This is a genomic window from Pseudomonadota bacterium (assembly GCA_010028905.1).
In the GTDB taxonomy this organism is placed as follows: Bacteria; Vulcanimicrobiota; Xenobia; order RGZZ01; family RGZZ01; genus RGZZ01.
The window spans coordinates 1-6,988 of sequence record RGZZ01000273.1 but is presented as its reverse complement, the minus strand read 5'-3'; the positions used below and the strand labels follow the sequence as shown (position 1 = coordinate 6,988).

The 6,988-nt window shown below is 67.5% G+C and carries 4 protein-coding genes; 2 read left to right on the top strand and 2 right to left on the bottom strand.

What is annotated here, in order from left to right:
* The coding region (locus EB084_16590; GenBank protein ID NDD29875.1) for an aminotransferase class I/II-fold pyridoxal phosphate-dependent enzyme at window positions 1-1,285 on the bottom strand (1,285 nt) is incomplete at its 3' end.
* Window positions 1,282-2,163, bottom strand: a complete 882-nt coding sequence (gene hisG, locus EB084_16585) for an ATP phosphoribosyltransferase (protein NDD29874.1) — start codon at window positions 2,161-2,163, stop codon at window positions 1,282-1,284. The genes EB084_16590 and hisG, both read right to left, overlap by 4 nt.
* Before the next feature lie 175 nt (window positions 2,164-2,338).
* Here hisG and EB084_16580 point away from each other — a divergent pair, with 175 nt between their 5' ends.
* The gene (locus tag EB084_16580; protein ID NDD29873.1) at window positions 2,339-3,730 is read left to right on the top strand and encodes a serine/threonine protein kinase; all 1,392 of its coding nucleotides are present in this window, start codon (window positions 2,339-2,341) and stop codon (window positions 3,728-3,730) included.
* A 61-nt stretch (window positions 3,731-3,791) separates the two neighbouring features.
* On the top strand, window positions 3,792-6,988 hold a 3,197-nt coding region (locus EB084_16575), incomplete at its 3' end, for a serine/threonine protein kinase (GenBank protein NDD29872.1).

Sequence of the window (6,988 nt, the reverse complement as noted above, 5' to 3'; positions counted from 1 at the left end):
TGCAGCGCCTCGGCGTCGAGCGCGCCTGGATGGTGGGCGCCACCACCACGTCGATGCCGCGCTCGGCCAGCAAGCGACGGGTCACGATCCAGTCGTTGTTCGCGTCACCCCGCGCCTTCATCTCGGCCACGTCGGTGTGCGTCACGGGGGCGCCGAAGTGCGCGGCGGTCTGCACGATTGCGGCGTTGTACGATCCGGACACGTCGGCGAGCACCCCATCCATGTCGAAGAGCAGGGCCTGGGGGTGCAGCACCGCGCGCAGCCCGGCTTCGAGGCGAGCGTACCAGTCTTCCCTTCCGGGGACGGTGATGCGCAACGCGCGCTCGAGGTGGGGGCGGTCGGGGAAGGCCCGCACCGCCACCCCCAGTCCGGCCAGCCCCTCCCAGATGTGGCGCCATCGGGGGTGGCGCACCATCACGAAGTTGGCCTGCGAGGGAAGCACCTCGGCCCCCAGGTCGGAGAGCAGGGTCGACAGGGCCGCGCGCTCGCCGCGCACCCGTGTCACGAAGCGCTCTACAGGCGCGTCGCCGTCTTGGAGGAGCCGCTCGGCGAGCAGCAGCGACGGTCCCGAGACCGAGTAGGGGCTCCCCGCGCAGCGGATCCAGCCGATGGCCTCGGGTGTGCCAATGACGTATCCTACCCGCAGCCCCGCAACCCCCCAGGCTTTCGAGAGGGTCTTGAAGAGCAGGGCGTTGCGGTGACGCAGGGCCACGTCGGCCAGGGGCGCGTCGGCGAACTCTTCATAGGCGCCATCGACGAACACGGCTGCGTGGGGGGCGGCAGCGCAGAGACGCTCGACATCTGCAGGGCGTGCTACCGCGCCGGTCGGGTTGTTGGGGCTCACGACCGCAATGGCGGCGGTGCTCGGGGTGATGGCCGCCAGCACCGCCTCAATGGGGTAGTCTCCCTGCGGCCACGCCACGGTGCGCACGTCGGCCCCCACGAGACGGGCGTACTTGCCCAGCATCTCGAAGGTGGGCACGGGCATGATCAGTTCACGCCCTGGCCCGAGAAGCGCGCGGCAGGCGCGATCGAGGGCCTCGTCGGCGCCCGCCGTGACCATCACGCGGTCGCTATCGACTCCGTGACGCGCCGCGATGCGCGACTCGAGCAAGGCGGCGTCCGGGTAGCGGCGCAACAGGTCTGGCGTCGGCTCTGACAGGGCCGCGAGCACCTCGCGCGAGGGCTGGGCTCCTTCGTTGCCGTCGAGGCGAACGTCGATGGGGCAGCGCTTGCCGGGCACGTGATAGGCGGTGAACCCCTCGAGGGCGGGGACGGGCTTCACGGGACGATCTGGGCCAGCGTGGTGACGATGATGTCGGTGCCGCCGCACTGGCGGATGAGGGGAATGACCCGCGGCAGCTCGGATCGCGGCACCGCGGCCTTGACGGCAAAGCCGGCGTGATCGTGAAGGGTCGACACGGTGGGCTCGCGCATGCACGGCAGCACCGCCACGACCTTCTCGAGGTTGTCCGGCCCAACGTTGACCTCGACCATGACGCGGCTGCGCGCGTCGAGAACCGAGCGCACGAGCAGGGTGAGGGCCTCGATGGCTTCGCGCCGCGGGGCGTCGCTCATGGCGCTCTTCGATGCGTACAGCCGCGTCGAAGAGTGCATGAGGGTGTCGACGATCTCGAGACCGTTGGCGCGCAGCGTGGCCCCGGAAGAGGTGTTGTCGACGATGCAGTCGGCGTCTTCCGGGGGGAACACCTCAGTGGCGCCGTACGAGCGCACGAAGGTGGCGTTCAATCCGGCCTTCGCGACCCACGACCGTGTGATGCCTTCGTACTCAGAGGCCACCACCAGCGGCCTTTCGGGCAGGCGGCCGTTGTCGACGATGTCGGCGGGGGCCGCGGCCACGAGACGCACCGGGTCCATGCCGGTGTCGAGCAGCTCGACCAGATCGGCGTTCAGCTCGGCCACCCAGTCGGCACCGGCGAAGCCGAGGTCGCGCAGGCCCAGGTGGAGCATCTCGACGATGTTCTGCGGCTTGAGCAGCTTGACCTCGAATCCGGGAAGCGACAGCGTGGGGCGATACCCCCGCTCGCCAGCGCTGACGCGGATGCCGGCGTCGGAGAGCAGCCGGAACACCCCTTCCTGCATGCGGCCCTTGGGCAGGGCAAGACGAACGTTTGCGTCATCGACTCTGGTCATAGGTTGCATCTGATTCGAGCCGGAACCAACGAGGGCCTCCCGATGTCTCTGCCGAGGCTCAGCTCGGTTGGGCAGGCCCCTGCCCGTCGCGCCGTGAACACGTTCTCAGCCGCGTCGTCAGGAGGTCTGTGTGGAGCCGCAGCGCCGTGCGCCCGAATCGATAGCGGGGGAGAAGACCCCCACGGTGCCTTTTTCCGGTTCGTCGTCTGGCGCGCCGGTGAGCGGGTCTGCGCCTTACGCGGGGGTTTCTGTTGGAAGCGTGATCGCCAATCGCTACGTCGTCGATGGGGTGCTCGGGCAGGGGGGCATGGGCGACGTCTATCGGGTCTCAGATCGCAGCCTGCCTGGACGGCGCTGGGCGCTCAAGGCGCTGCGCCCCGATCCGAACGAGGACGAAGCCGAGCAGGAGGCCCAGTTCCGCCAGGAGGCCGAGATTCTCTGCAGCCTGAGCCACCCGTCGCTGCCTGCGGTCAGCGCGTGGTTCATCGAAGACGGTCATCACTACCTCGTCATGGAGTACATCGAGGGAGAGACCCTGTTCGATGTGCTCGAGCGCACCTCTGAGCCGTTTCTCGCCGAGGAGATGCTGCGCGACTGGGGCCTGCAGCTGTGCGACACGCTGAACTACCTGCACAGCCAGTCACCCCCGGTCATCTATCGCGATCTCAAGCCCAGGAACGTGATGCTCACCGCCAAGGGCCTCAAGCTCATCGATTTCGGCATCGCGCGCACCTTCGAAGCGGGCAAGGCATCTGATACCATTGTCATCGGAACGCCGGGGTTTGCGGCCCCGGAGCAGTACGGGCGGGGGCAGACCGATCCCCGCTCCGACGTGTACAGCCTCGGGGCGACGTTGCACGCGCTGGCCACGCGACTCGATCCGGCTGCGAGCCCGTTCTGCTTTGCGGTGCCCTCATCCATCAACCCCTCGCTGACCTACGCCTTCGACGTGGCGGTTCTCAAGGCGCTCAGCCTCAAGCCGCAAGATCGCTTCCAGACGGCGGCGGCGTTTCGTGAAGCGCTGCAGAGCCACAGCACAAGCATCCTGCCGTACCTCACGGCGCCGTCTGAGAGCGCGCTCTCGCTCACGTTCACACCTCCTTTCCTGTCGTTTCAGCTCGAGCAGCGCGCAACGACCTTCCGAGAGAGCATCGAGGTTGTGAATGCCGGGGGGCGCTTCCTGCGGGCGCGGGTGAGCAGCAATCGCAGCTGGCTGCGAGTCAGCCCGCCTGTGCTCGAGGGCAATCGCCACCAGATCGTGGTCGAGGGGAACATCGGCGCCGAGAAGCGGGCCCTTCGCTACCGCGGTCACATCGTCGTGGAGACCGATGAGCAGGCTTTTCCCATATTGGTGAGCGTGAACGTGGAGCCCACCGTCTGGGACACCATCATTCCGCGGGCCGGGGTCTCGGCGTTTCTGCTCTGTCAGTCGGCGGTGCCGCTGGCCGCCCCGCTCACCATCCCCTACACCTATGTGCTGTTCGACGGGGAGGAGCGTCAGGTGCAGAAGAGACCGACCTATGTTGCAGTCGGCCTCGCCCTGCTGAACACGCTCCTGTTCCTCGTCACCCACTGATGTGGCGTCGGCGCCAGACGCGTCTCCACCGCATCGATCACGCGATGACAGGAAGCCGGCCATGCTGAACCCGGAACAGGTGGTCAATGACCGCTACGTTGTGATACGCACCCTGGGTCGGGGCGGTCTCTCGGTGGTGTACGAGGTGCGCGACCTGACCCTCCCTCAGACCTTGGCGCTGAAGGCGTTCACCCCGCCCCGCATGGGAGCGGACGAGCTGGCGCAGGTTCGCGCGGCCTTTCAGCGCGAGGTGGAGATTCTCTCGCGGCTCTCGCATCCTCGGCTGCCGCGTGTGGTCGACGCCTTTCACTGGCAGGGGGGCGACTACATGGTGATGGAGCGCATCGAGGGCGAGACCCTGGCCTCGCGCATCACCGCAGCCTGCAGCCCCTTTGACGAGGCAACCTGTCACGCCTGGGCGCTGCAGGTGCTCGAGGTGCTCGAGTACCTGCACGGACAGTCGCCGCCCATCATCTTCCGTGACATCAAGCCCGAGAACCTCATGATCGATCCAGCGGTGGGCATCCGCTTCGTCGACTTCGGCATCGCGCGCCTGTTCAATCCGGTGAAGTCGCAGGACACGGTCTTCATGGGTACCCCCGGATTTGCGGCCCCGGAGCAGTTCCGCCAGCGACAGAGCGATCCGAGGTCTGATCTGTACAGCCTGGGGGCGACGCTGCACTACCTGCTCACGCTGCGCGACCCGGCCTTGAGCCCGTTCGCCTTCGAGCCGGTATCGATGGTGAATCCGTCGGTGTCGACCCTGTTCGAACAGGTGCTGCAGCGTGCCCTCGAGATCAAGCCGGAGAACCGCTTCCAGACGGCCAGCGACATGGCCCGCGTGCTTCGGGGAGAGGTCTCCATCGCCGAGGTGACGCGCAGCGTGGGGCTCGTGGTGCAGCCTCGTGAGCTGAGCTTCGACGACCTGGCGAGGCGGGGAGAGCACGTTCGCGCGGTCGACGTGCACGTGGTCGGCGGAGAAGCCGCCGAGTGCACGGTCTCGTGTCCGCACGACGGCGTGATCATCGAGCCTGCGCGCTTCACCGCGGCGCGTGGGCGCGTGCGCGTGAAGCTGCGAAACGACCGCTTCCCTCGGGGCGAGATGGTGCAGAGCGCCCTGGCCTTCTCGATTCCGCAGGCGAGTGTCACCGTTCCGCTCACGGTGGCGTTTCGTCCCACGTTCGTGCAGTCGCTGCCCCCCGCGCTCCTTGGATTGATCGTGCTGCTCTTCGGAGGCATGGCGGGTGCGGGCGCGTTCTCCCAGATGCAGACGATGACGGCCGAGCAGCGCTTGCTGTGGACGGCGCTTGCGCTTCTGACAGGGGCGACGATCTTGTCGGCAGTCGCCGCAGTCAAGCTCAGGCGCGCTGACGCGCTGGGCTTTGCCGGTTTTGTCGCCCTCGCTCTGTCCGTGCCCCTGCTCTGGTTCACCGATGGGCAGACCGATTTCAGCGGAGGGGGCGCGCTCGATGCGCTGTGGCCGGGTGCGCTTGCCCTGGCGAGCAACGCCACGCTGCTGCTCTTCTGCACCTTGCTCTCTCCGCGTCAGCGCCAGCGGGTTCGTCCCATGCTGCTCGCCGGTTATTTTGGCTTCCCCGCGAGTGCGCTCATCATGGGGTTCCTTGCGGATACGACAGCCGCTGAGCGGGCGCTGGTGACAAAGGCCTTGATCTGGGTGGGATTCTCGCTGGGGGCGGTCTTTCTGCTGCTGCACCGCTGGATGGATCGCCTTCAGGAGCGCGAGGCCCTGGGTCAGGACCGCGCCAGCGGGGGAGCGCTGGCCGTCGGGGCGCTCTTCTGGGTGCTGCTTGCGGCAGGGTGGATATGGACGGGACGCCTGCTGGGCACGTCACGGCAGGGCGTGAGCAGCGTCATTGCGCAGCTTGTCCAGCGGTTCGTCGAACTGCCCAGTGCGCTTGTGGGTGGCGAGAGCAGGGGAGAGGTCGCAACAGGCGTGATGGCGTTGCTGGCGGCGGTCTTGACCATCTGGGCGTCCCGCGCAGCGCGAGGGCGGCGGCTGCTGTCGGGCCTGGTGGGTGGGGGATTCGCCCTGGCGGCGGTGCTCAGCTTCAGTGTCGTGCATCTCATGGCCGTTCGGGTCGACGAAGGCGCCGCCCGCGATCTTCTCTCGCAGCTCGAGAAGAGTCCGGGGCGTGTGATCCAGTCGCCTTCCATTCGGGCGCGATTTCCCCACCTGGTAGACTATGTGACGCGCTTGAGCCGGGCGATACGCCTGCGCCTCGATGGTGTCGACGCCACCGCCGCGCTCCAGGCGGGGCGCAAGGTGCTGCTGGAGAGGGGGGCCATTCCCCCTGCCATCGACAGCCAGCTTCGCTTCCTTGTTCGTGACGCCATGCTGGCCGCAGGCTATCCGCAGGCCAAGGGCGTTCTGCCGGATCCTCCCCCCGCGCTTGCGGAGCTGAGCACGACAGGGCTTCGCGTCTACGCGGGAACCCTCGAGGTGCCACGCCCGGTCACGTTCTTCGTCATGTATCACGGCTGTGGGACCATGCCGCTCAGCACCGATCTCGAGGTGGCGGCGGCCGTTCTTGCGCAGCGCGTCGACGCGGCGGACATCGAGGGGCGATTCGACGACGCCGATCGAGAGGCGCGCTTGCTGCGGGCCGTGCTCGACGCAGCGCCGTCACCGACCTCGCCTCCCTTGCGCTTTGTTGCCGAGATGTTTTCGCAGCGCAGCAAGGATCTCGGTCGCGGCGGAGATCGACGTATTGCGCGGGGTCACCGCTTCCTCGCCGACGCCAACCCGTTGGCGCTGGCGTTCTTTGAGGCGATGCGGTTCAGGGGGATGTCGCTGGATGAGCGCTTCGATCTGCTGGCCCTGGTTGCTCCGCGTTCCGGCGTCGGCGACGTAGGTCGGTTGGCAGACCTGAGGGGTGACATTGACGAGCGCACCTGGAAGGCGTGCAGCGAGCTCGCAGCAGCCTACGGCCGGAACGAGTATGCGCGGTGCCTGCAGATCTACAATGAGAATCAGGATGTGCTGTGGCAGTCGTCGTCACCGTTCATCTACCGCGTGGTGCGCACATGCTTTCTGCTCTCGCTCGACTGGCGGGGGGGGCTCCGATATGACGCGCGCCTGCGCGCAACGCTTCGCGCCAAGGGGGTCGACAGCAGCGCACCGGATGACTTCCTGGCCGCCTGGTCGCACGATATGATCGGCGAGCACACCGCGGCGACGGTGTTGTATCGCTCGAGCCTCGAGAAGACCGCAGCGGCAGCGGCACAGACGCCACGCAC